The sequence below is a fragment of the Kitasatospora sp. Root107 genome (assembly GCF_001424875.1).
In the GTDB taxonomy this organism is placed as follows: domain Bacteria; phylum Actinomycetota; class Actinomycetes; order Streptomycetales; family Streptomycetaceae; genus Kitasatospora.
This window is the reverse complement of record NZ_LMCT01000005.1, coordinates 1-19,034: the sequence shown is the minus strand read 5'-3', so window position 1 is coordinate 19,034 and position 19,034 is coordinate 1. Positions and strand designations below refer to the sequence as shown.

Genomic DNA, 19,034 nt, shown 5'->3' with positions numbered 1-19,034 from the left:
CGGGACATGCCAGGATGGAGCTATGGCGAAGACCGGTACCACGACCACGCAGGACCTGCGCTCGGCGATCGAGCGCAGTGGCTACTACCCGGCGCTGGTCTCCGAGGCCGTGGAGTCCGCGGTGGGCTCCGAGCCGATCGTCTCCTACCTGGTCCACCAGGAGACCACCTTCGACGCCAACGAGGTCCGGCGGCACGTCACCGTGCTGGTGCTGACCTCCACCCGGTTCGTGGTCAGCCACACCGACGAGCAGAACGGCGACGCCGCGACCCCGGTGCCGTACGCGACCACCTCGACCGAGTGTGTCCGGCTGGACCGGATCGGTTCCGTGGTGCTCAGCCGGATGGTGGCCAACCCGGAGACGTACACCCCCGGCACGCTGCCGCGCGAGGTGGTGCTCACGATCGGGTGGGGTGCGGTGCAGCGGATCGACCTGGAGCCGGCCGGCTGCTCGGACCCGAACTGCGAGGCCGACCACGGCTACACCGGTTCGGCCACCGCGGACGACCTGTCGCTGCGGGTCAGCGAGGCGGGCGACGGTCCGGAGACGGTGGCCCAGTCGCTGGTGTTCGCCCGGGCGCTGTCCGAGGCGACCATCGCCAACCGCGGCTGACGGGCGCCCATGACCACGCATCTCGGGTACGAGGCCTTCGAGATCCTCGACCCCTCCGACGCGCCCGCCCCGCTGTACGGCACCGGCTCGCTGGCCGACCTGCTGCCCGCCGTGGCGGCCGGGCTCGGCGTGCCCGGTTTCGAGAGCGGGCTGCCGCTGGCCCCGGCCGACCGGGTCTGCGTCTTCCTGGTGGACGGTCTCGGCTGGGAGCTGATCAAGCGTCACCCCGAGTACGCCCCGTTCCTCAACTCGTTGATCAACGGCGGCGGTCGCTCCATCACGGCCGGTTTCCCGTCCACCACCGCGACCTCGCTGGCCTCGGTCGGCACCGGCCTGCCGCCGGGCCTGCACGGCCTGGCCGGGTACACGGTGAAGGTGCCGGGGGCCAATCAGCTGATGAACCAGCTGCGCTGGCAGCCGCCGGTGAAGCCGAAGACCTGGCAGCCGTACCCGACGGTGTTCCAGCAGGTGCACGCGGCCGGGGTGGCCACCGCGCAGGTCTCCTCCCCGCTGTTCGCGCAGACCCCGCTGACCCAGGTCGCGCTCTCCGGCGGCACCTTCCTCGGCCGGACCACCGGCGAGGAGCGGATGGACCTGGCGGCCCAGTGGCTGGCCGAGCACGACCGGGCGCTGGTCTACACGTACATCAGTGAACTCGACGGCGCCGGCCACCGGTTCGGGGTCGACTCGGACGAGTGGCGGATGATGCTGGACAAGGTGGACCGGCTGGCCAAGCGGCTCGCCGAGCAGCTGCCGCCGCGCTCGGTGCTGTACGTCACCGCCGACCACGGCATGATCGACATCACCCCCGAGGACCGGATCGACTTCGACGAGGACTGGGAGCTGAGCGCGGGCGTCGCCCTGCTCGGCGGTGAGGGCCGGGCCCGGCACGTGTACGCGGTGCCCGGGGCGGCCTCGGACGTCTTCACGGTCTGGAGCGAGGTGCTCGGGGACCGGATGTGGGTGGCCACCCGGGACCAGGCGATAGCCGCGGGCTGGTTCGGCCCGACGGTGGACGAGCGGGTGTACCAGCGGATCGGCGACGTGGTCGCGGCCGCCCGCGACGACATCGCGGTGATCGCCTCCCGCAGTGAGCCCGGTGAGTCCTCGATGATCGGGCTGCACGGCTCGATGACCTCGGTCGAGCAGATCGTGCCGCTGCTCGAAGTCCGCGCCTGACCCGTGCCCGACCCGCTCCACGACCGAAAGGCCCCTGCTCCACCCATGGCTGAACTGGTGTTCTTCTCGGGCACGATGGACTGCGGCAAGTCGACGCTCGCGCTCCAACTCGACCACAACCACGCCGCCCGCGGCCGCCGGGGCATCATCTTCTCCCGGCACGACCGGGCCGGGGCCTCCACCATCTCCAGCCGGCTCGGCCTGCAGGCCGAGGCGGTCGAGGTGACCGACGGCTTCGACTTCCACGCGCACGTGGTGCAGCTGCTCTCGTCCGGCGGCCGGGTGGACTACCTGATCTGCGACGAAGCCAACTTCTACACCTCCGAGCAGGTCGACCAGCTGGCCCGGGTGGTCGACGAACTCTCCATCGACGCCTTCACCTTCGGCATCACCACCGACTTCCGCACCAAGCTCTTCCCGGGCTCGCAGCGGCTGGTGGAGCTGGCCGACCGGGTCGAGGTGCTCCAGGTCGAGGCCCTCTGCTGGTGCGGCGCCCGGGCCACCCACAACGCCCGGACGGTGGGCGGCGTGATGGTGGTCGAGGGCGCCCAGGTGGTGGTCGGCGACATCGCCAAGAACGAGGGCGAGGTCGGCTACGAGGTGCTCTGCCGCCGCCACCACCGCCGCCGGCTGACCGCCGCCACCGCGCGCGCCTCGGTGCTCTCGCCCGACGTCCTGCCGTTCGGCGACAGGTCCTAGGTCCTACCTGACCCCGACCACCGAGAACCGGCCGCCCTGCGGATCGGCGAGCCGGGCCACCCGGCCCCGGTCGGTGTCGTGCGGGGCCACCAGCACCCGGCCGCCCAGCTGCTCGGCCCGAGCCGCCGTCAGATCCGGGTCGGCGACGGCGAAGTGGACCCGCCAGCGCGGCGGGCCGTCCCGCAGGTCACCCGGGCGGACAGTGCGCTCGACTCCGGTGCCGAACACCATGTCGTAGAAGTAGCCGGCCTCGCGGTCCGGGGTGAGCAGCTCGGCCCAGGCCGGTGCGCCCGGCACGTTCATCACGTCCCAGCCGTGGTGCTGCTCGCCCTGCCAGAGGCCGAACACCGCGCCCGAGATGTCCGACGCGATCGCCAGCCGTCCGGCGTCCGCGGCCTGCAGCGGGCCGACCGCCACGGTGCCGCCGCACTCGCGGATCCGCTGCGCCACGTCGTCCGCCTGGTCCACCGCGAAGTACGTGGTCCACTCGACCGGGTGGCCGGTGCCCAGCGGCTGGTCGCCCAGACCGGCCACCTTCGCCCCGTTCAGGGTGGCCCGGACGTAGACCCCGAGCTGGCTCGGACCCGGCCCGAACTCCCAGCCCAGCAGGGCGCGGTAGAACGTCTTCGCACCCTCCAGGTCATCCGTCATCAGGCTCACCCAGCAGGGCGTGCCCTGGGCCACTCGGGCCTTCACCGCGGTCATGGCGGACCTCCTTGGGAGCGCGTCGCAGAGGAATGGTTCCACCGCCGACGCCGTGCCTTCCTGACATACACCGGCGAGCCGGGCAAAGACCAGACAAAGAGCGGAGATGCGCGGGAAGAATAGGGGTATGACCACTCCCCTGATCACGGTTGCCGAGTTGGCAACCGAACTCGCCGCCGACCGACCGCCGGTCCTGCTGGACATCCGCTGGCAGCTGGGCGGCCCGCCCGGCGTCGAGGAGTACGCGGCCGGCCACCTGCCGGGTGCTCACTACCTGGACCTGGACCGGGAGTTGGCCGCACCGCCCGGCGCCGCCGGGCGGCACCCGCTGCCGGACGTCGAGGTGCTCGGCGCCGCGCTGCGCCGCGCGGGCGTCCGGGCCGACCGCGCCGTGGTGGTGTACGACGCGGGCCCGGCCACCTCGGCGGCCCGGGCCTGGTGGCTGCTGCGCTGGGCCGGGCACACCGATGTCCGGGTGCTGGACGGGGGTCTGGCGGCCTGGCGGGCGGCCGGGCAGCCCGAGTCGGTCGCGCAACCGGCAGCCGAGCCGGGGGACTTCAAGCCGCAGCCCGGCGCACTGCCCACGGTGGACGCCGCCGGAGCAGCCGAACTGGCCCGCACCGGGCTGCTGTTGGACGCCCGGGCGGGCGAGCGCTACCGGGGCGAGGTCGAGCCGGTGGACCCGAGGGCCGGGCACATCCCCGGCGCGGTGAGCGCCCCCACCATCGCGAACCTGGCCGCCGACGGGCGCTTCCTGGCGCCGGCCGTACTGGCCGAGCGGTTCCGTGCGCTGGGGGTGGACGAGGCGTCGGAGGTCGCGGTGTACTGCGGCTCCGGGGTGACGGCGGCGCACCAGCTGCTGGCCCTGACCGTCGCGGGGCACCCGGGCCTGACGCTCTACCCGGGCTCGTGGAGCGAGTGGTCCGCCGACCCGGCGAACCCGGTGGCGACCGGCGCCTGACCTACGCCTAAAACTGGTGACGGCGGGTCAGGCACTGCCTGACCCGCCCGTTCACTCCTGCTTCTTGCGGCGGCTGCCGAAGACGATCTCGTCCCAGCTGGGCACCGTGGCGCGCCGGCCGGGCCGGACACCGTCCGCCTCGGCCTGCCGGTCGGTGGTGCCGACCAGCCGCTCCCGGTGCGGCGAGACCGCACGGGGCATCAGGATGTCCGCGTACGCCGAGCCGGCGCCGACGCTGGCCGCCGGGGCGGCCTGCTCCTCGGGCTCCACCGGCTCCTCGGCGACCACCGGCTCCGCCACGGGGACGGAGAGGTCGCCGCGGTAGGCGGGCACCACGTCGAGCAGGCTGGTGAGCGAGTCCCGGTTCTCGGCCGTGGCCTCCCGGACCTCCCTGACCTCGCGTGCCTCCCTGGCCTCGCGCGCCATGATCCGGTCGGGCAGGGCGGGCCGCTCGATCATCGGGCGGGCCGGCCGGTCCTGGGGGAGCCGGGCGATCCGCGGGATGAACGGGAAGACCTGCTCCTCCTCGCGCTCGACGTTCTCGCCGATCAGCGCGCGGGCCTCGTCGTCGTTCGGCTGGACCAGGCGGCGGGGCGGGTCGTACGTCCACGTCGCGGTGCGGTTCTCGCCGTCCGCGCGGTAGGAGAGGAAGATCTCCCAGGTGCCGTCGTCCCGGCGCCAGGAGTCCCAGTTCTCGGCGTCCTTCTCGGCACCCCGCAGGGCCAGCCGCTCCGCGACCGCCTCGCCGAGCTGGGGGCCGGTGGACTCGCCGTGCCGGCGGATCGCGGTCTTCCGCGCCCGCTCGGCCATGAAGGCCCGCTCGGCCAGCACCGGACCCTCGAACCGACGGACCCGGTCCACCGAGATACCCGCCGCCTGCGCGACCTCCTCAGCGGAGGCACCGGCTCGTATCCGAGCCTGGATGTCGCGGGGGCGGAGGTGGCTCTCCACCTCGATCTCGATCTGTCCGAGGCGCGGACGGTCACCCCGGATCGCGGCGCGCAGGCGCTCGTCGATGGGAAGGGTGTACTCCGTGCTGTCGGCAGCTTTGAGCACCAGCCGTGTGCCGTCGTTGCTGACGGCCACGACGCGCAGTTCGGGCACGGTTACCTCCCGGGTGGTGCCTGCCGACGTCACCTGCGTCGCTGCTCCCGTACTGAGTGTGGCCTGCCCACTCACGACTGGCCACAACCTTGCAGAGTTACTCGGCGTGTCGGGCTTTCGCCCGGCCCTGCCGTTGTGGCACGGTTGCCTGTTTGCCACGTCGTCGGTCGACGCTGCGCCCGGGATGCCCCGGCCGCCGTCTGATGGACAGTCGGCACTGATGACCGAAGGCTCAGGCTTCACGAACAGTACTCCATTCGTGGCATCCACAGGGGCGGCTCGCCGCTCAAGTCTCCCGCGATTCACGGGAATCTCAAGGGTGGGCACTCCAATGGCCGACCGTCGATCAGTGCGCGGTGATCATCTTCACATATATCGACCGCCAAGAACCAGATTTTCGCCCGTTGTGTCCTTCTTTGTGCAAGATGGAGGGACTTTTCCCACTCCGAGCCGTACCGACCGAGGGATGTTGATGCCCCAGCAGCGCGCACCGCAGGATGTCGCCGAGCGGTCCGAGAGCGAGCGGAAGCGGATCGACCTGAGTGTGGCTCAGGTGGCGGCGAGTGCCCTGGCAACCATTGTCGGCGCGCTGCTCGCCTCCGAACTCGGCGTCTACGGCACGATCATCGGCGCGGCGGTGGTCAGTATCGGCGCCACCACCGGCAGTGCGGTCCTCCAGCACCTGTTCCGGCGTGGTGGCGAGCAACTCCGGCAGGCGGTCGACCGCACCGACAGGAAGCCGCAACCGCCGGAGAACACCGAACTCTCCTCCGAATGGAACGCGCCACAGACCGTCCGGGCCAAGCGGCGGTGGACCTGGAAGACCTGCCTGGCCGTCTCCGGGCTGGTCTTCGCGCTGGCGATGGGGCCGATCCTGGCCTTCGAGCTGATGACGGGTCAGCCGGTGTCCGCCACCGTGAAGGGGGACAGCGGCTCGGGGACCTCGCTGGGCGGATCGGTGGAGCAGAAGCCGGCCGCGCCGCCGCCGTCCTCGCTGGGCTCTTCGGGCCCGTCGAGTTCGACCCCGTCCGGCAGCACGCCGAGCTCCACGCCGTCCGGGACGCCACTGGGTTCACCTTCGGGATCGCCGTCCTCGACCCCCTCCGGTACGCCTTCGGGTTCACCGTCCTCCACGCCGTCGAGCACGCCGACCGACTCGGCCACGACCTCGGGTGCCGGCGCCGCGGCGACGCCCAGCGGTACGCCGTCGCCCTGACGGCCGGTCAGTCGCCGAGCACCCGGCGCAGGTAGTCGTTGGCGAACAGCCGGCCCGGGTCCACCTTGTCGCGCAGCGCGGTGAAGTCCTCGAAGTGCGGGTAGACCGAGGCCAGGTACTCCGCGTCCCTGGTGTGCAGCTTCCCCCAGTGCGGGCGGCCCTGGTGAGCGGTCATCAGCTTCTCCACCTCGGTGAAGTAGCCCTGCTCGGCGGTGCCCCGGTAGAGGTGCACGGCGATGTAGACGCTGTCCCGGCCGCTCGCGGTGGAGAGCCAGAGGTCGTCGGCCGGCGCCAGCCTGACCTCCACCGGGAAGCTGATCCGCCAGTTCGATCGCTCCACCAGCGCCTTGAGCTCACGCAGCACGGTGGTGGCCGCCGCGCGCGGCACGGCGTACTCCATCTCGATGAAGCGCACCTTGCGCGGGCTGGTGAACACCTTGTACGCGGTGTCGGTGAACGTCCGCTCCGACCAGGCCCGGCTGGCCAGCTGAGCGATCGTCGGAATGGCGGCCGGGAACCGCCGGCCGACCTGGCAGGCACCCTCCCAGACCGTGTTGGAGAGGAAGTCGTCGTCCAGCCAGGACTTGAACCTCGGCAGCGGCGCGGCCGGGCCCTGGCTCCGGTTGTTCCGCTTCACCGAGCAGCGGTCGGTGTGCGGGAACCAGTAGAACTCGAAGTGCTCGTTCACCGCCGCCAGGTCGTCGAAGGCGGACAGCACCTCCCCGAAGCCCATCGGCCGCTCATGCGCCGTCAGCAGGAAGGCGGGCTCCACCCCGAAGGTCAGCGCGGTGACCACGCCGAGCGCACCGAGCCCGAGCCGGGCGCCCTGGAACAGCTCGGGGTTCTCGGTGGGGGAGCAGCGCCTGACACTGCCGTCGGCGAGCACGATCTCGACCGCCCGGATCTGCGCGGCCAGCGAGCCGGAGTCCCGGCCGGTGCCGTGCGTACCGGTGCTGGTGGCCCCGGCGACGGTCTGCACCTCGATGTCGCCCATGTTGGTCAGCGACAGCCCGGCCGCCTCCAGCAGCCGGTTCAGCTTCCACAGCGGCAGCCCGGACTCCACCGTCACCGTGCCGCCCTCGCGGTCCAGCTCCCGGACGGCGGTCAGCCCGTCGGGCCGGACCAGCACCCCGTCACCGGCGGACGCGATCGAGGTGAACGAGTGCCCGGAGCCGACCGCCTTCACCGTCCGCCCCTGCTCGGCCGCCTGCCTGAGCACCTCGCCGAGCTGCTCGGCCGAGGCCGGCGCAACCGTCCGGCTGGGCCGGGCGCTCTGGTTGCCGGCCCAGTTCCGCCAGTCGACCGATGTGCCCTGGGGCATGGGGGTGCCTCCTGCTCCGGGGCCGACGGCACCCGTATGTACCGGTGAGTAGGGGGAGCGTAGCCACTCGATCCCCACAGGTCTACGGTCCACCGGCTCGGGCAGGCACCCTCAGGTACGAACCAGCTCAGCCTCGGCCGTCGCCAGACCACTCCGCAGACGCGGCAGCCCCGCGAACGCCACCACCATCCCGAACGCCGCTGCGGAGAGCGGCACCCAGTACCCAGCCGGAGCCCCCTGCGCATCCACCACCAGCCCCGCCGCCGACGAGCCGAGCGCCACCCCGAGGGCCAGCCCGGTGGTGGTCCAGGTCATCCCCTCGGTGAGCTTCGCGGCCGGGATCAGCCGCTCGACCAGCGCCATCGCGGTGATCAGGGTCGGCGAGATGGAGAACCCGGCGACGAACAGCGCCGCACTGATCGCGAGCAGCCCGCCGACGCCGTGCACCAGTTCGCCGACCAGCAGCAGCGGCACCATGCTGGCCGCCATCACCGCCGCCCCGACCGGGAACCGGGTCGCCATCGAGCCCTTGAGCTTGAGCGTCCCGAAGATCACCCCGGCCAGGCAGGAGCCGAGCGCGTAGACCGCCAGGACCAGACCGGTCCAGCTCTTGTGCCCCTGCTCCTCGGCGAACGCCAGGGTGACCACCTCGACCGAGCCGAACACCGCGCCGGTCGCCACGAAGGTCACCACCAGCACCTGCAGGCCGCCCGACAGGATGGCCGGACCGCCGGTGTGGTGCTCGGCGGGGTGCACCGGCGGCTCGGTCCGCCGCTGGGCGGTGAACAGCAGCACGCCCACGGTCAGGAACACCCCGGCCAGCATGATCCCGGCCTCGGGGAAGACGCTGGTGGCCAGCGTGATGGAGAGGATCGGGCCGATGATGAAGCAGACCTCGTCCACCACCGCCTCGAAGGAGTACGCGGTGTGCAGCTTCGGCGGCGAGGAGTTGTACAGGTACGCCCAGCGGGCCCGGACCATCGAACCGGTGCTCGGCATCACGCCCATCCCGAAGGCGCAGACGAACAGCGTCCAGGTCGGTGCGCCGGACCGGGCGCAGAGCAGCAGCCCGACCGCCGCCAGCACGGTGATCGCGGTCGCGGGCAGCGTCACCCGGCGCTGCCCGTGCCGGTCCACCAGCCAGGAGACCGCCGGGCCGAGCACCGCCGCCGCGCCCGCCATGGTGCCCGACACCCAGGCCGCCAGACCGTACGAGCCCCGGAGCTGGGACAGCATGGTCACGATGCCGATGCCGGTCATCGAGATCGGCATCCGGGCAATGAAGCCGGAGAGCGAGAAGGCCAGGCTGCCGGAGGCGGCGAAGATCTGGCGGTAGCTGGACAGCAAGGGGGCTCCGCTGGGTACAGGTAAGGAACATCGGTCGCATACACAGCTTACGTACTCGAGCAACGGGGTTTCCGTCTCCCGGACTTGACCCGGAGTCGGGTGCCGTTGGTGGCAGGATCGGAGCCATGTCCGACTCGTACACCCTCACCCACCCTGCCGCCCCTGCGGACCCGGCGCCCTTCGACGCCCTCCTGCTGCTCTCCTTCGGTGGTCCCGAGGCCCCCGAGGACGTGGTGCCGTTCCTGGAGAACGTCACCCGGGGCCGGGGCATCCCGAAGGAACGGCTGGCCGAGGTCGGCAAGCACTACTTCCTGTTCGGCGGGGTCAGCCCGATCAACGAGCAGAACCGTGAACTGCTCGCCGCGCTGCGCAAGGACTTCGCCGGGCACGGCCTCGACCTGCCGGTCTACTGGGGCAACCGGAACTGGGCGCCGTACCTGACCGACACCCTGCGCGAGATCGCCACCGACGGCCACCGCCGGGTGCTGGTGCTGGCCACCAGCGCGTACGCGGGGTACTCCGGCTGCCGGCAGTACCGGGAGAACCTGGCCGACGCGCTGGCCACGCTGGCCGAGGAGGGGCTGCCGACCCTGGAGGTCGCCAAGCTCCGGCACTTCTACAACCACCCCGGCTTCGTCGGCCCGATGATCGACGCCACTCTGGCGGCGCTCGCCGAACTGCCCGCCGGGGTACGCGACGGCGCGCAGCTCGCCTTCACCACCCACTCCATCCCGGACGCGATGGCCGAGACCTCCGGCGCCCCCGACGATCCGGCCCGGGGTACTCCCGGCGGCGCGTACGTCGCCCAGCACCTGGAGGTGGCCCGGCTGGTCGCGGAGGCCGTCGCCGCCGCCACCGGGGTGGCCGACCGGCCCTGGGAGCTGGTCTTCCAGAGCCGCAGCGGTGCCCCGCACATCCCGTGGCTGGAGCCGGACATCTGCGACCACCTGGAGTCGCTGAAGGAGGCCGGGGCGCAGGCCGCGGTGATGGTGCCGATCGGCTTCGTCTCCGACCACATGGAGGTCAAGTACGACCTCGACACCGAGGCCACCGCCAAGGCGGCCGAACTCGGTCTGCCGGTCAGCCGGGCCGCCACCGTCGGCGCGGACCCCCGGTTCACCGCGGCGGTCCGCGAGCTGGTGCTGGAGCGGGCGGCGACCGAGCGAGGGGCGTCCGTCGAGCGCTGCGCGCTGGGGGCACTCGGCCCGAGCCACGACGTGTGCGCGGTGGCCTGCTGCCCCAACCCGCGCGCACCCCGTCCCGCCGCCGCCCAGCTCTGACACTCCGTCACCATCCGCTCGCCCGCCGGAAGGAAACCCCTGTGCCCGACCTCGCCCCGCCCGACGCACTGCTGGACGAACTCCTCGACGTCGCCCTGGAGGCCGCCGGCCAGGCCGGCACCCTGCTCCGCGACGGCCGCCCTGCTGACCTCGGCGTGGCCGCCACCAAGAGCAGCCCGGTCGACGTGGTCACCGAGATGGACCTCGCCTCCGAGAAGCTGATCCTGGAGCTGATCACCACCCGCCGCCCCGAGGACGGCTACCTCGGCGAGGAGGGCGCCGACCACTCCGGCAGCAGCGGCGTCCGCTGGGTGGTGGACCCGCTCGACGGCACCGTCAACTACCTGTACGGGCTGCCCTCCTGGGGCGTCAGCGTGGCCGCCGAACTGGACGGCCGGGCCGTGGTCGGCGTGGTCGCCGTCCCGGCCATGGGCGAACTCTTCCATGCGGTGCTCGGCCGCGGGGCCTACCTGGACGGGGCGCCGATCCGCTGCCGCCCGGCCCCGCCCTGGGGCCAGGCACTGGTCGGCACCGGCTTCAACTACGTGCAGTCCGTGCGGGTCCGCCAGGCGGAGGTGCTGCTCGCCCTGATGCACGAGGTCCGCGACATCCGCCGGGCCGGCGCCGCCGCGGTCGACCTCTGCGACGTCGCGGCCGGCCGCCTGGACGCCTTCTACGAACGCGGCCTCCAGCCCTGGGACCGCGCAGCCGGCGCCCTGATCGCCGCCGAGGCCGGCGCCCGCACCGGCGGCACCGACGGCATGACCTGCACCGCCCCGCCGGGCACCTTCGAACACCTCCTGACCCGTCTCACGGCCCTCGGCGCCTAGGCCCCTCCGGGCATCAGCCACCAGGGGCTCGGGGAACTGCGACGCCAGCCTCGTAAAAGGTGATCCGTGCGTAGGCGGTCAGGCACTTTCGTCTCCGGACCTGCCCACGCAGAAGCCCTGGCACGGGGGTGCCAGGGCTTGGTGGTGCGTGCTGCAGGATCAGGCGGCGGCGCGGTGCATCTCGCGCACGGGGTCGATGCCGTGTTCGGCGGCGAGCCTACGGAGATCGTCCAGTTCGGACTGTTCGACCTCGGCGAGGAACTCGTCACCGGACTCGAGAGCGCGGTGCAGATCTGCTTCGGCGTTCCTTATGCGCTGAATGATGCCGGCGGTGAAGGCGTCCATTCTGGCCCCCTTGCTGTGTCGGACGGGCGGTCCGGCGTTCCCCGGGACGGGCTTCGGTGCCAACGGAAATACCCCAGCCGGTGGTGCTCTCCCCAGCTGGTGCGGTGACGGCCTGAGACCGTCCGATGGACTCCGAGACCCGGGCCGGTGCGGATGAACGCACGGCGGGTGGTGACTGCGATCGGCGCTTCGGCCCGATCGCCGGTGTGAACCTGTCCTCCCCGCCCCCGGCGGCGGGAAACCTGACTAACCGAGAAAGTTGCCCGCGTCACAGTCCGTTCGCGGAACCGAACCCCCTCGACCCACCGCTTACCGGTGCTTTACCGGTCCACCAGGCAGGATGTAACCACCGTCGGACTGGGGTGCCCGACCTCGGCCACTGCTGCAGAAGGGACAACCACCGTGCGGGTTCTCGTTGTGGAGGACGAGCAGCTGCTCGCCGAAGCCGTTGCCACCGGGCTGCGCCGCGAGGCGATGGCCGTCGACGTGGTCTACGACGGCGAGGCCGCGCTGCAGCGGATCTCGGTCAACGACTACGACGTGGTGGTGCTGGACCGCGACCTCCCACTGGTGCACGGCGACGACGTCTGCCGCAGCATCGTGGAGCAGAGCCTGGCGACCCGGGTGATCATGCTGACCGCCTCCGGCGACATCAGTGACCGGGTCGAGGGCCTGGAGATCGGCGCCGACGACTACCTGCCCAAGCCCTTCGCGTTCAGCGAGCTGGTCGCCCGGGTCCGGGCGCTCGGCCGCCGCGCGACCGTACCGCTGCCGCCGGTGCTGGAGCGGGCCGGGATCTCGCTGGACCCGGGCCGCCGCGAGGTGCTCCGGGACGAGAAGCCGGTCCAGCTCGCGCCCAAGGAGTTCGCCGTGCTGGAGGTCCTGATGCGGGCCGGTGGCGCGGTGGTCTCGGCCGAGCAGCTGCTGGAGAAGGCCTGGGACGAGCACACCGACCCGTTCACCAACGTGGTCCGGGTCACCGTGATGACCCTGCGCCGCAAGCTCGGCGACCCCGCCGTGATCGTCACCGTGCCGGGCTCCGGCTACCGGATCTGAACCGAGCCCCCCACCCGTACCCGGACCGCACCCGAGAGGACAGCCATGACCACCCCGCCCCCCACCGGCGGGGCCTCCGGCGCGCCCGGCGGCGCCCCGGTGCCGCCGCGCCCGCACCAGCCCCCGACCGTCGCGACGGCCCAGCCGACGCCCCAAGTGGTGCACGGCGAGGGCCTGTTCAGCTGGTTGCCGCTGCGCCCGACCATCCGGATCAGGCTCACCCTGCTGTACGGCGGGATGTTCCTGATGGCCGGGGTGGTGCTGCTGATGCTGATGTACTTCTTCGTCCGGCAGGCCTTCTACGACGCCTCGCTGCCACCGCTGCGGCTGGGCTCCGGGGTGCAGATCCAGACCGAGGACGGCACCGTGATCACGGCCGCCAACTTCGAGCAGTGGCTGCGGCACTTCCAGAGCGTGCAGGCCGAGGCCGCGCTGACCACGCTGCTGCGCAAGTCGCTCACCGTGCTGGTCTGCCTCGCGGTGATCGCCTTCATCCTTGGGTACGCCCTGGCCGGCCGGGTGCTGCGCCCGCTCAACCGGATCACCAGGACCGCGCGCGAGGTGGCCGGTTCCGACCTGCACCGGCGGATCGACATGGACGGTCCCGACGACGAGCTCAAGGAGCTGGCCGACACCTTCGACGAGATGCTGGAACGGCTGCACCGGGCCTTCGACTCGCAGCGCCGGTTCGTCGCCAACGCCTCGCACGAGCTGCGCACCCCGCTGGCGATCAACCGCACCCTGCTGGAGGTCCAGCTCTCCGACCCGGAGGCCTCGGCCGACCTGCAGCAGCTCGGCAAGACCCTGCTGGCCACCAACGAGCGCAGCGAACAGCTGGTGGAAGGTCTGCTGCTGCTGGCCCGCAGCGACAACGAGCTGACCGACCGCCGCCCGGTCGAGCTCTCCGAGGTGGCGGTGCGGGCACTGGAGCAGATCCGCCCGGAGGCGGCCGGCCGGGAGGTGGAGCTGCGGTCGGTGCTGGAGCCGGTCCAGGTGAGCGGGAACGGGGTGCTGCTGGAGCGGATCGCGCTCAACCTGCTGCAGAACGCGACCCGGTACAACACCCCCGGTGGCTGGGTGGAGATCACCACCTCCCCGGCGCCGGGCGGTGCCGGGGAACTGGTGGTGAGCAACACCGGGCCTGTGGTGCCTGGCTACGAGCTGGAGCACATCTTCGAACCGTTCCGGCGGGTGAAGGGGGCCGACCGGACCCGGAGCGACAAGGGGGTCGGGCTCGGCCTCTCGATCGTCCGCTCGGTGGTCCGCGCGCACGGCGGGGCGATCGAGGCCACCCCGCGCACCGGAGGTGGCCTCACCATCCGGGTCCGGATCCCGGGAGCCTGACGCCCCTACTGCCCCTAGGGGTCGCCGCAGGCACCCCAGCATCCTTCAAGGCCGGATTTCGTTCCGTGCGCGGAGCATCCCGCCCGGGCCCGATCGCCGCCCCCGCCAGGCCAGTCGCCATGACAAATGCCCTGGCGGGGGCGGCTTGTCATTTTTGGTCGGGACAACTTACGGTGTCGTAACCTACGGAGCCGTAAGGTTGGTCGTAGCCACCCGGCCAGACGCGACCCCGTCGTCCCTGCCCCGCCCTTTCAGGAGCACCGCCGTGACCATCGCACCCGAGCAGCGCACCGCCGCCGCCCCTTCCGCCGCCTCGCTCAGCACTGCGGGTTGGACCGACGCGCGACTGATCATGGCGCTCGAGGAGGTCGTGGAGGTCGAGCTGAACCGGCACCTCAAGGTCGCCAAGGAGTGGATGCCGCACGAGTACGTGCCCTGGAGCCTGGGCCGTGACTTCGACGGCGTGCTCGGCGGCGAGGCCTGGGCGCTGGACCAGTCCAAGGTGACGCCGCTCGGCCGGATCGCGCTGGTGGTCAACCTGCTCACCGAGGACAACCTGCCCAGCTACCACCACGAGATCGCCACCATGTTCGGCCGCGAGGGCGCCTGGGGCACCTGGGTGCACCGCTGGACGGCCGAGGAGGGCCGGCACGGGATAGCCATTCGCGACTACCTGCTGGCCACCCGGGCCGTCGACCCGGTGGAGCTGGAGCGGGCCCGGATGACGCACATGGCCGAGGGCTTCGAGTCGGACAACTCGCACAGCATGCTGCACTCGGTCGCGTACGTGGCCTTCCAGGAGCTGGCCACCCGGATCTCGCACCGCAACACCGGCCACTTCTCGGGCGACCCGGTCTGCGACCAGCTGCTCGCGAAGATCGCCAACGACGAGAACCTGCACATGGTCTTCTACCGGAACCTGCTCAAGGCCGCCCTGGAGATCGCCCCGGACCAGGCCATGCGGGCCGTCGCGGACGTGGTGATCGACTTCCGGATGCCCGGCCACGGCATGCCCGGCTTCGAGCGCTCTGCGGCCCAGCTCGCCATCGGCGGGGTCTACAACCTCCGGATCCACCACGACGACGTGCTGCAGCCGGTGCTGCGCCACCTGAAGGTGATGGAGATCGGCGGCCTCGGCCCGGCCGGTCTGCAGGCCCAGCAGGAGCTCGGTGTCTTCCTCGGCGCCCTCGACGCGCAGGCCACCAAGTTCGACGAGCGGCAGGCCGCACTGCTCGCCAGGCGGGCTGCGAACGCCGCGAAGAAGTAGCCTTCGGGTGGGTGGATTTCCAGGATTTGCCCGAAAAGTTCAGACTGTGAGGAAGCTCACAGGAAGTCGCCCCACACGTTCGGATGATCTCTCAGGGTGATCACCGGTTCGGGTGATCCGATCGCCGAGGGTGACGGTCGTTCGGCCGGAGAGATTTGTCGACACATCATCAAGTCGCCGTCAGCGCAGCTGAGTTGGCCGATGATCGCGCGGACCTCGACCACTGAGTGTGATGGCCCGAACGGTCGGTCGGCCTCCCGGAGGAAGCTCTCCGTGAGGCCGTTCGGACCGCCCGGGATGGCCCTGAAGAGGCCGTTCGAGGATGTCGATTGAGTAACAGGGCTTGAAGTAAGGCAAAATCTCCGCCTCGGGTCGGGCACAAGACCGGCCCCCCATGCGTTACGTGCGCTGGAGATACCGCACACACCCAGAGGGGGAGAGCGAACAATGGCAACGGACTACGACACCCCGCGCAAGACTGACGACGATGTCAACGAGGACAGCATCGAGGAGCTCAAGGCTCGTCGGAACGAGAAGAGCACCAGCTCTGTCGACGTCGACGAGTTCGACGCTGCCGAAGGCCTGGAGCTTCCCGGCGCTGACCTTTCCAACGAGGAACTCTCGGTCCGGGTGCTTCCGCGCCAGGCCGATGAGTTCACCTGCATGAGCTGCTTCCTGGTACACCACCGGAGCCAGCTGTTCGGCGAGAAGAACGGGCAGCCCATCTGCCAGGACTGCGGCGCCTGAGCACCGGGCGGGAAGGCCCGGCCCGGCGGATCCCCGTCGGTCCGGCACACCGCCCCGCCCGGCCTTGGGCAGCAAGGCCGGAGGCAGCAACTGCGGTCACCCCGGCGGCCGCGCCCGCTCCACCGCGCGATCGGTCCCGCCGATCGCGTCGCAGTACGGAACACAGGGACGGTCCCGCGTGCACATGCGCGGAGCCGTCCCTCCGCCGTTTCCGGGCGGGGCGAGGTCAGCTGATCCGGCCCCGGCGGGCCTCGGCCAGCGCGTCGGCCAGCCGCTGCGGCGAGCGGGTCGACAGATAGACGTACGGGGTCGGGTCGGCCGGGTCGGTGATCTCGACCCGGAGGGCGGTCGGCACGTAGCTGCGCAGCAGCATGAAGGCGCGCGGGTCCGCCTTCACGGACCGCCAGGCCACCGTCTCGGCCGGGTTCAGCACGTGGGCGGCGCCGAGCACGTCGGCCGGGATCCGGGCCTGGCCGGCCACCAGGGAGCCCTGCACCACGCGGATCCGGGCGGAGCCGTAGCTGCTCAGCGCGGCGGCTCCGGCGACGATGCCGACGACCAGGCCGACCAGGGCACCGATCGCGCTGAACCGCAGCATGATCAACGCCAGCGAGAAGCCGAGTGCAACGGGAAGCAGCCACCAGCTGCGGGGGACGGTGAGGCGTTCGTCGTACATGCCCCCATTGTGTGTGCCGCCGCCGGCCTTCGGCCCCGCCTCCCTGGCGGACAGCCGGTGCGGCCCGTACTACCCGCGGGTAAGGTCGCCGCTGTGAACGGACCCGCCGCCTCCCCGCCTGCGCAGCAGGGCTCCGAAGAGCCCGTCGCCCGCGCCACCGCCCTGCCGCCGACCACGCCCCCGGCCGACGCCGTACTGCCGCCCCGGGCGCCCGAGGCACCCGCCCCCGGCACCCTGCTCGGCTCGCACTACGACCACTGCTTCGGCTGCGGCCCACAGCACCCGCAGGGCCTCCAGCTGACCGCCGTGGCGGGCGAAGGCCTGAACGTCACCGCCGAGTTCACCGTCCGCCCCGGCCACCAGGGCGGCCCCGGCCTGGCCCACGGTGGCGTGCTGATGACGGCCATGGACGAGACCCTGGGAACGCTCAACTGGCTGCTGCACATGGCCGCTGTGACCGGCCGATTGGAGAGCGACTTCGTCCGCCCGGTCCCGGTCGACTCCACGCTGCACATCCACGCCTGGGTCACCGGCGTGAAGGGCCGCAAGATCTACAGCGCGGCCGAGGGCCGGATCGGCGGACCCGACGGGCCGGTCGCGATCCGGGCGCAGGCACTCTTCATCCAGGTGAAACTGGAACACTTCACCACGCACGGGCGTCCCGAGGACATCAAGAAAGCCCTGGACGACCCGGATCTGTTCAAGCGTGCCCGAGCCTTCGAGGTGAACCCGTGAGTACCACCGCCCGCCCGCCGGTCGACATCCTGATCACCCGTTTCGATCCGGAACTGCCGCTGCCGTCGTACGAGCACCCCGGCGACGCCGGAGCCGACCTGCGCACCACCATCGACGCCGAGCTCGCCCCCGGTGAGCGCGCCGTGCTGCCGACCGGTGTCGGGATCGCCCTGCCGGACGGCTACGCCGCCTTCGTGCACCCGCGTTCCGGCCTCGCGGCCCGGTGCGGAGTTGCACTGGTGAACGCCCCGGGGACGGTCGATGCCGGGTACCGTGGTGAGATCAAGGTGATTCTGGTAAACCTCGACCCGCGCGAGGGAGTCAGCTTCCGCCGTGGGGACCGAATCGCCCAGCTGGTGATCCAGCAGGTCGAGAAGGCGAGTTTCCACGAGGTGGCCGAACTTCCCGGATCGGCACGTGCCGAAGGCGGGTTCGGGTCGACCGGAGGTCACGACAGGGTTACCATGCCCGCGCCAGCGCAGTAGCCGAGCAGGTATTCGCATCGGTCTTGGACCGGGAAGGACAGTGACCGTGTTCCGTCGCCGCCAGAAGAGCGAGGACGCTGTCGAGCAGCTCGCCGACGACGCCACCAGCGCCGACGAGACGGCCGATGACGCCGAAGGCTTCGCCGACTCCGAGAACGAGAACGCCGCCGACACCGACCCCGCGGACCGGGTCGGCCTGCCGCCGGCCCCGCGACCGGACGGCCCGTGGGACATCTCCGAACTGGAGAACCCCGAGGAGGGCCGAGTCGACCTCGGTGGCCTCCTGATCCCTGGTGTCGAGGGCATGGAACTGCGGGTCGAGGTGGCCGGCGACGCGATCGTGGCCGCCACCCTGGTCCTCGGCAACAGCGCCATCCAGCTCCAGGCCTTTGCGGCCCCCAAGTCCGAGGGCATCTGGGGCGAGGTCCGCGAGGAGATCGCCTCGGGCATCACCCAGCAGGGCGGCTTGGTCGAGGAGGAGGAGGGCCCGCTGGGCTGGCACCTCCGGGCCCAGGTCCCCGTACAGCTGCCGGACGGCACCCAGGGTGTCCAGCTGGTGCGCTTCGTCGGGTGCGACGGACCGCGCTGGTTCCTCCGTGGCGTGATCTCCGGCCAGGCCGCGGTCCAGCCCGAGATGGCCGGCATCCTGGAGCAGGTCTTCCAGCAGACCGTCGTGGTCCGCGGTGAGACCCCGATGGCTCCGCGCGACCCGATCGTGCTCAAGCTCCCCGAGGACGCCCAGATGGTCGCCGACGGCGGCGCCAGCGTCGTCGACGCCGGCAGCTCCCGCTTCGCGGAGACCTCGCTGGACCCGTTCGCACGTGGTCCGGAGATCACCGAACTCCGCTGACACCTGCAGGATCGTCGGCCGATCGCCTCCGTCCGGTACGCCGGACGGAGGCGATTTGCTTGTGGGGCGGCGATGCCCGTACAGTTCCGGAGTCGCACCGAGAGGGGCGAAGAAAAGCGAGTCGGCTGAATGAAACTCCGGAAAACGGAGCGGAAAACGTCTGATAAGCTCGGAACACGAAAGAACGAAGCGCCCGGAGGGTCCGCCTGATAAGCGGCTCGAAGGAAGTGTCCGTTCCTTGAGAACTCAACAGCGTGCCAAAAGTCAACGCCAG

19 protein-coding genes and 1 pseudogene are annotated in these 19,034 nt (G+C 71.4%); 14 read left to right on the top strand and 6 right to left on the bottom strand.

All coding sequences use genetic code 11. The annotated features are described in order from the left end of the window. The first annotated feature begins 22 nt into the window (after positions 1 to 22). From ASC99_RS06555 to ASC99_RS06545, 3 genes are read left to right on the top strand one after another with little or no spacing between them, the layout of a single operon-like run. On the top strand, positions 23 to 613 hold the full coding sequence (locus tag ASC99_RS06555) for a DUF5998 family protein (protein ID WP_057229307.1): 591 nt from the start codon (positions 23 to 25) through the stop codon (positions 611 to 613). Between the two features lie 9 nt (positions 614 to 622). Continuing rightward, positions 623 to 1,792 (top strand): alkaline phosphatase family protein, encoded by a 1,170-nt coding sequence (locus ASC99_RS06550; protein WP_057229305.1) that lies wholly within the window; start codon positions 623 to 625, stop codon positions 1,790 to 1,792. 45 nt (positions 1,793 to 1,837) lie between these two features. After that, a complete protein-coding gene (locus ASC99_RS06545) occupies positions 1,838 to 2,491 on the top strand; it encodes a thymidine kinase (protein ID WP_057229303.1) in 654 nt (217 codons plus the stop codon). 3 nt (positions 2,492 to 2,494) lie between these two features. On the opposite strand, the gene ASC99_RS06540 is transcribed toward ASC99_RS06545, so the two are convergent. Beyond that, a complete protein-coding gene (locus ASC99_RS06540) occupies positions 2,495 to 3,196 on the bottom strand; it encodes a VOC family protein (protein WP_057229301.1) in 702 nt (233 codons plus the stop codon). Positions 3,197 to 3,323: 127 nt separating this feature from the next. On the opposite strand from ASC99_RS06540, the gene ASC99_RS06535 reads away from it, so the two are divergent. Further along, positions 3,324 to 4,157 carry a sulfurtransferase gene (locus ASC99_RS06535; protein WP_057229299.1) on the top strand — a complete coding sequence of 278 codons (834 nt, stop codon included), beginning with the start codon at positions 3,324 to 3,326 and terminating at the stop codon, positions 4,155 to 4,157. A gap of 51 nt (positions 4,158 to 4,208) precedes the next feature. Here the strand turns inward: ASC99_RS06535 and sepH are convergent, their stop codons facing one another. Continuing rightward, positions 4,209 to 5,294 (bottom strand): septation protein SepH, encoded by a 1,086-nt coding sequence (sepH, locus tag ASC99_RS06530; RefSeq protein ID WP_057229297.1) that lies wholly within the window; start codon positions 5,292 to 5,294, stop codon positions 4,209 to 4,211. A gap of 439 nt (positions 5,295 to 5,733) precedes the next feature. Here sepH and ASC99_RS06525 point away from each other — a divergent pair, with 439 nt between their 5' ends. Then, positions 5,734 to 6,477: a hypothetical protein gene (locus tag ASC99_RS06525; RefSeq protein ID WP_057241063.1), complete on the top strand. Its 744-nt coding sequence runs from the start codon at positions 5,734 to 5,736 to the stop codon at positions 6,475 to 6,477. A gap of 7 nt (positions 6,478 to 6,484) precedes the next feature. Here ASC99_RS06525 and ASC99_RS06520 read toward each other — a convergent pair whose 3' ends face one another. Together ASC99_RS06520 and ASC99_RS06515 are read right to left on the bottom strand one after the other, a co-directional pair. Then, positions 6,485 to 7,798, bottom strand: a complete 1,314-nt coding sequence (locus ASC99_RS06520) for a D-arabinono-1,4-lactone oxidase (protein WP_057229293.1) — start codon at positions 7,796 to 7,798, stop codon at positions 6,485 to 6,487. A gap of 111 nt (positions 7,799 to 7,909) precedes the next feature. Then, positions 7,910 to 9,145 carry an MFS transporter gene (locus ASC99_RS06515; protein WP_057229291.1) on the bottom strand — a complete coding sequence of 412 codons (1,236 nt, stop codon included), beginning with the start codon at positions 9,143 to 9,145 and terminating at the stop codon, positions 7,910 to 7,912. A 125-nt stretch (positions 9,146 to 9,270) separates the two neighbouring features. On the opposite strand from ASC99_RS06515, the gene ASC99_RS06510 reads away from it, so the two are divergent. Together ASC99_RS06510 and ASC99_RS06505 are read left to right on the top strand one after the other, a co-directional pair. After that, a complete protein-coding gene (locus ASC99_RS06510; RefSeq protein ID WP_057229289.1) occupies positions 9,271 to 10,425 on the top strand; it encodes a ferrochelatase in 1,155 nt (384 codons plus the stop codon). 41 nt (positions 10,426 to 10,466) lie between these two features. Continuing rightward, complete coding sequence (locus ASC99_RS06505; RefSeq protein ID WP_235502660.1) at positions 10,467 to 11,255, top strand: inositol monophosphatase family protein; 789 nt, start codon at positions 10,467 to 10,469, stop codon at positions 11,253 to 11,255. 159 nt (positions 11,256 to 11,414) lie between these two features. Here the strand turns inward: ASC99_RS06505 and ASC99_RS06500 are convergent, their stop codons facing one another. After that, a complete protein-coding gene (locus tag ASC99_RS06500; protein WP_057229287.1) occupies positions 11,415 to 11,600 on the bottom strand; it encodes a hypothetical protein in 186 nt (61 codons plus the stop codon). 402 nt (positions 11,601 to 12,002) lie between these two features. Here ASC99_RS06500 and ASC99_RS06495 point away from each other — a divergent pair, with 402 nt between their 5' ends. From ASC99_RS06495 to ASC99_RS06480, 4 genes are all read left to right on the top strand, one after another. Continuing rightward, positions 12,003 to 12,656, top strand: coding sequence for a response regulator transcription factor (locus tag ASC99_RS06495; protein WP_057229285.1), 654 nt, complete (start codon positions 12,003 to 12,005; stop codon positions 12,654 to 12,656). Positions 12,657 to 12,701: 45 nt separating this feature from the next. Next, positions 12,702 to 14,000 carry a cell wall metabolism sensor histidine kinase WalK gene (locus tag ASC99_RS06490; RefSeq protein WP_057229283.1) on the top strand — a complete coding sequence of 433 codons (1,299 nt, stop codon included), beginning with the start codon at positions 12,702 to 12,704 and terminating at the stop codon, positions 13,998 to 14,000. Positions 14,001 to 14,265: 265 nt separating this feature from the next. Beyond that, positions 14,266 to 15,267, top strand: coding sequence for an acyl-ACP desaturase (locus ASC99_RS06485; protein WP_369824237.1), 1,002 nt, complete (start codon positions 14,266 to 14,268; stop codon positions 15,265 to 15,267). Positions 15,268 to 15,714: 447 nt separating this feature from the next. Next, a complete protein-coding gene (locus ASC99_RS06480; protein ID WP_057229281.1) occupies positions 15,715 to 16,014 on the top strand; it encodes a DUF4193 domain-containing protein in 300 nt (99 codons plus the stop codon). A 226-nt stretch (positions 16,015 to 16,240) separates the two neighbouring features. Here the strand turns inward: ASC99_RS06480 and ASC99_RS06475 are convergent, their stop codons facing one another. Further along, positions 16,241 to 16,690 carry a DUF3093 domain-containing protein gene (locus ASC99_RS06475; RefSeq protein WP_057229279.1) on the bottom strand — a complete coding sequence of 150 codons (450 nt, stop codon included), beginning with the start codon at positions 16,688 to 16,690 and terminating at the stop codon, positions 16,241 to 16,243. A gap of 162 nt (positions 16,691 to 16,852) precedes the next feature. Between ASC99_RS06475 and ASC99_RS06470 the strand changes: the two genes are divergently transcribed. From ASC99_RS06470 to ASC99_RS06460, 3 genes and pseudogenes are all read left to right on the top strand, one after another. After that, on the top strand, positions 16,853 to 17,425 hold the full coding sequence (locus tag ASC99_RS06470) for a PaaI family thioesterase (protein ID WP_057229481.1): 573 nt from the start codon (positions 16,853 to 16,855) through the stop codon (positions 17,423 to 17,425). Next, a pseudogene (gene dut / locus ASC99_RS06465) lies at positions 17,422 to 17,954 on the top strand (dUTP diphosphatase). The gene ASC99_RS06470 and the pseudogene dut overlap by 4 nt, the downstream one beginning before the upstream one ends. Positions 17,955 to 17,956: 2 nt before the next feature. Continuing rightward, complete coding sequence (locus tag ASC99_RS06460; protein WP_057229275.1) at positions 17,957 to 18,760, top strand: DUF3710 domain-containing protein; 804 nt, start codon at positions 17,957 to 17,959, stop codon at positions 18,758 to 18,760. The last annotated feature ends 274 nt before the right edge of the window (positions 18,761 to 19,034 follow it).

Excerpts from the sequence above, each read along its gene's own strand:
- ASC99_RS06525 (WP_057241063.1), top strand. The coding sequence starts at position 5,734 with ATGCCCCAGCAGCGCGCACCGCAGGATGTCGCCGAGCGGTCCGAGAGC.
- ASC99_RS06490 (WP_057229283.1), top strand. The coding sequence starts at position 12,702 with ATGACCACCCCGCCCCCCACCGGCGGGGCCTCCGGCGCGCCCGGCGGC.
- ASC99_RS06555 (WP_057229307.1), top strand. The coding sequence starts at position 23 with ATGGCGAAGACCGGTACCACGACCACGCAGGACCTGCGCTCGGCGATC.
- ASC99_RS06550 (WP_057229305.1), top strand. The coding sequence starts at position 623 with ATGACCACGCATCTCGGGTACGAGGCCTTCGAGATCCTCGACCCCTCC.
- ASC99_RS06480 (WP_057229281.1), top strand. The coding sequence starts at position 15,715 with ATGGCAACGGACTACGACACCCCGCGCAAGACTGACGACGATGTCAAC.
- ASC99_RS06545 (WP_057229303.1), top strand. The coding sequence starts at position 1,838 with ATGGCTGAACTGGTGTTCTTCTCGGGCACGATGGACTGCGGCAAGTCG.
- ASC99_RS06475 (WP_057229279.1), bottom strand. The coding sequence starts at position 16,690 with ATGTACGACGAACGCCTCACCGTCCCCCGCAGCTGGTGGCTGCTTCCC.
- ASC99_RS06510 (WP_057229289.1), top strand. The coding sequence starts at position 9,271 with ATGTCCGACTCGTACACCCTCACCCACCCTGCCGCCCCTGCGGACCCG.
- ASC99_RS06540 (WP_057229301.1), bottom strand. The coding sequence starts at position 3,196 with ATGACCGCGGTGAAGGCCCGAGTGGCCCAGGGCACGCCCTGCTGGGTG.
- ASC99_RS06520 (WP_057229293.1), bottom strand. The coding sequence starts at position 7,798 with ATGCCCCAGGGCACATCGGTCGACTGGCGGAACTGGGCCGGCAACCAG.
- ASC99_RS06500 (WP_057229287.1), bottom strand. The coding sequence starts at position 11,600 with ATGGACGCCTTCACCGCCGGCATCATTCAGCGCATAAGGAACGCCGAA.
- ASC99_RS06535 (WP_057229299.1), top strand. The coding sequence starts at position 3,324 with ATGACCACTCCCCTGATCACGGTTGCCGAGTTGGCAACCGAACTCGCC.